Below are 3,399 nucleotides of genomic sequence, written 5' to 3'. Positions count from 1 at the left end.
TGATGCTGCATCTAAAGGAGCTACTAACTACCTTAATTTAGCCCGAGAAATTTTACAAAAAAACGAATTAACTCAGATTAATGAATCTGAGAAGATAATTTCTGTAGTTAATGAAGAATAAGAAACGAGCTCTTGGAAAAGGGCTGAGTGCATTACTAGACGATACAGGTGTAGATATGGTATCTGGCTATACTGGCAGGCCATCTAAATCAACAACAGGATCAACACAAAACATCCTTATCGTTAATATTGAGCCGAATCCGTTTCAGCCAAGAACTGAGTTTGATAAAGAGGCTCTAGACGAATTATCTGAAACAATAAAAGAATATGGTGTTATTCAGCCCATCACCCTTCGAAAAACCAACACCAACCAATACCAAATAATTTCAGGAGAAAGAAGATGGCGAGCCTCTCAACTAGCCGGACTTCAAGATATTCCAGCATACGTAAGAGTTGCAAATGACAGTGAAATGCTAGAGATGGCACTAGTTGAGAATATCCAACGACGAGACCTTAATTCAATTGAAATAGGAATTAGCTATCAACGCCTTATTGATGAATGTGAACTTACACATGAGGTACTAAGTCAAAAAGTTGGTAAAAATAGATCGACTATTACGAATTACTTACGTCTACTAAACCTACCTGCGGAAATCCAAAAAGGATTATTGAGTAACATCATATCTATGGGCCATGCCAGAACACTTTTAGGCATTGAAGAAGAAGATATTATGCTTGAAACGTATAGAGAGCTAGTGGCCGGTAAACTTTCCGTACGCTCTGTAGAGCAACTGGTAAAGGATAAGAAGCAAGCAAACAAGTTGGCAAAAATAGATTTATCTTCTGAAGATGTTAAAATAAGCGACGACTTAAAAGACAAGTTTAACACTAAGGTTATTCTTAAAAGAAGCGTCAACGGAAAAGGATCGATAGTTATTCATTTTAAATCGGATGAAGATTTAAATGACATAATTAACAAAATGGATATTTAATCCCTACCCCTGTCTAATCATTGGCATGCATAAGCATTTTTTAGTTTTATCAATTTTCCTCGCTATTGCGATTAACTCCTTAGGGCAAGATACGTTAACAAGTATTCCTGATTCTCTGGATATTAAAAAAGGAAAAAAACACCATCCCAAATTAGCAACTGTCATGTCGGCTATTATTCCTGGTTTAGGTCAGATCTATAACCGGAAATATTGGAAACCACCATTAATCTATGCAGGAGCATATGCGCTTATTCATTTTGCAAAGCTTAATAATGGCTTATATCAAGACTACAGAGCAGCACATTTTGCGGTTGCGAACGATACCACGTGTGATGCATCGATAGAATATCTCTGCAACCGCTATTCAGAAGCAATGTTGGAGGCAAGAAAAGACGATTACCGAAAAAAAAGAGATTTGAATTTTGTCTTACTAGCAGGTCTATACATCTTCAACGTAATCGACGCCACAGTTGATGCCCACCTTTTCTCATTCGACGTAAGCGATGATCTTAGTTTGAAATTTGACTGGCGTTATGATCCTTATTATGGTAATTCCGCTTTACGTCCCAGGCTGAATCTATCTTATAAATTGTAACTTCACGGCCTTAAAGCAATAGAATGAGAATCACACTAATCGGTCACGGGAAAACCGGAAAAAAAATTGAAGAAATTGGAATTCAAAGAGGGCATGAATTTCCTATAATAATCACATCTTCAAATTCAAATAGCATTACTACCGAAGAGTTAAGTAAATGCGACGTTGCCATCGATTTCAGCAGCCCAGAAATAGCTCTTGAAAATATAGACAAATGCTTTGAGGCAAACCTACCGATTGTAGTTGGAACAACAGGATGGCACGATAAATACGAAGATGTTAGAAATAAATGTTTAGATAAAAACCAAACTTTATTCTTTGCTTCAAACTTTAGTATTGGAGCAAACATTATGTTTAACATTAACGAAAAACTTGCTACTTTAATGAATCAACAAAATGGATATAATGTTGAAATGAGCGAGGTTCATCACATACATAAAAAAGATCATCCTAGCGGTACAGCGATTACAATTGCAAATGGTGTATTAGACAATTTTAACAGCAAGTCTAAATGGACATTGGAAGAAAACGGAAACCCAAACGAACTTATGATTCACTCTCGCAGAGAAGGTGATGTTAAAGGAATTCATGGTGTAAAATACATATCGGATGTGGATACTTTAGAGTTAATTCACAACGTTAGCGATAGAGCAGCTTTTGCTCTAGGCTCCGTAATTGCTGCAGAATGGGTATCAGAGAAAAAGGGTGTATTTGGAATGAAAGACTTACTTAATCAATAGGCATGTTTTTTAAGAAAAAAGGGAAAAAGAATATCAAGCCAAAAGGGCCGATTAGAGAATGGCTCGATGCTGTTGTATTTGCGGTAATTGCTGCTACTTTGATTAGGATGCTGTTAGTAGAAGCATTTACTATCCCTACTTCATCGATGGAAAAGTCGTTACTACGAGGAGACTATTTATTCGTGAGTAAACTACATTACGGACCGAAAACGCCAAACACGCCTCTCTCCTTTCCTTTCGCTCATCATACACTACCTGTTTTTAATACAAAATCGTATTTAGAATGGATCAATCTCCCATACTTTAGATTACCTGGATTTGCTGATATAGCAAATAACGATGTGGTTGTATTTAATTTCCCAGAGGGTGATACCGTAGCTACTTTCGATCCTAACTCGAGCTATTATGATCTTGTTTTAAATTATGGAAGAAGTGCTGTTTGGAATAATCCAGGTTCTGAGATTATAGTTAGACCGCCGGACAAAAGGGAAAATTACATCAAAAGATGTATTGCTATTCCAAATGACGAACTACAAATAATTAATGGTGTCGTTCATATTAATGGAGTAAAGGCAGAAGAGCCGGAAGACATGCAGTACAACTACTTCTTAAAAACGGATGGAAATGATTTTAACACTAAAATCTTAAGGAAACACGATATTACCGATCACAGAAGAATTAGCGACTATGGAGACCACCGAATGGCTCTTACTTCACAAACAAAATCGATTGTAGAAAAAATGACCATGGTTAAAGAAATGAGACGATGGTGTAAAAAAGAAAACGAAGGTAATCCTCGTGTATTTCCGAGAAACAACACTTATGGCTGGAATGAAGATAATTACGGCCCAATTACAATCCCTAAGGCTGGCATAACAGTTAATCTCACATTAGAAAATCTTCCAATATACGAACGCCTTATTGATCTTTATGAAGGCCATGATTTGAAGATTTCTGGAAACGCAGGATCTGTGCATTGGGGCACATGCATCGACAACAAGACAAAGTGTGAACAGGCGAACTCTTGAGACGATACGAGATGTTGTCCACAAGATCGTACCGTTAAAGATAT

At 36.9% G+C, this 3,399-nt stretch carries 4 protein-coding genes; all 4 read left to right on the top strand.

What is annotated here, in order from left to right; all coding sequences use genetic code 11:
* The first annotated feature begins 110 nt into the window (after nucleotides 1-110).
* Genes HRT72_08370 through lepB form a run of 4 tightly spaced genes read left to right on the top strand, consistent with a single transcriptional unit; the run spans nucleotide 111 to nucleotide 3,355 of the window.
* A complete protein-coding gene (locus HRT72_08370) occupies nucleotides 111-992 on the top strand; it encodes a ParB/RepB/Spo0J family partition protein (GenBank protein NQY67720.1) in 882 nt (293 codons plus the stop codon).
* A gap of 25 nt (nucleotides 993-1,017) precedes the next feature.
* Entirely contained in the window at nucleotides 1,018-1,587 is a 570-nt protein-coding gene (locus HRT72_08365) for a hypothetical protein (protein NQY67719.1), read from the top strand.
* A 23-nt stretch (nucleotides 1,588-1,610) separates the two neighbouring features.
* Nucleotides 1,611-2,327: a 4-hydroxy-tetrahydrodipicolinate reductase gene (gene dapB, locus HRT72_08360; protein NQY67718.1), complete on the top strand. Its 717-nt coding sequence runs from the start codon at nucleotides 1,611-1,613 to the stop codon at nucleotides 2,325-2,327.
* A gap of 2 nt (nucleotides 2,328-2,329) precedes the next feature.
* Complete coding sequence (gene lepB, locus HRT72_08355) at nucleotides 2,330-3,355, top strand: signal peptidase I (GenBank protein ID NQY67717.1); 1,026 nt, start codon at nucleotides 2,330-2,332, stop codon at nucleotides 3,353-3,355.
* Nucleotides 3,356-3,399 lie beyond the last annotated feature (44 nt).

The sequence above is a fragment of the Flavobacteriales bacterium genome (assembly GCA_013214975.1).
Taxonomy (GTDB): domain Bacteria; phylum Bacteroidota; class Bacteroidia; order DT-38; family DT-38; genus DT-38.
The sequence above is the reverse complement of the archived record's forward strand: the minus strand, read 5'-3'. Positions and strand labels throughout refer to the sequence as shown.

Bases quoted from the DNA above. Each gene is read 5' to 3' on its own strand.
- dapB (NQY67718.1), top strand. From the start codon at position 1,611: ATGAGAATCACACTAATCGGTCACGGGAAAACCGGAAAAAAAATTGAA.
- HRT72_08365 (NQY67719.1), top strand. From the start codon at position 1,018: ATGCATAAGCATTTTTTAGTTTTATCAATTTTCCTCGCTATTGCGATT.
- lepB (NQY67717.1), top strand. From the start codon at position 2,330: ATGTTTTTTAAGAAAAAAGGGAAAAAGAATATCAAGCCAAAAGGGCCG.
- HRT72_08370 (NQY67720.1), top strand. From the start codon at position 111: ATGAAGAATAAGAAACGAGCTCTTGGAAAAGGGCTGAGTGCATTACTA.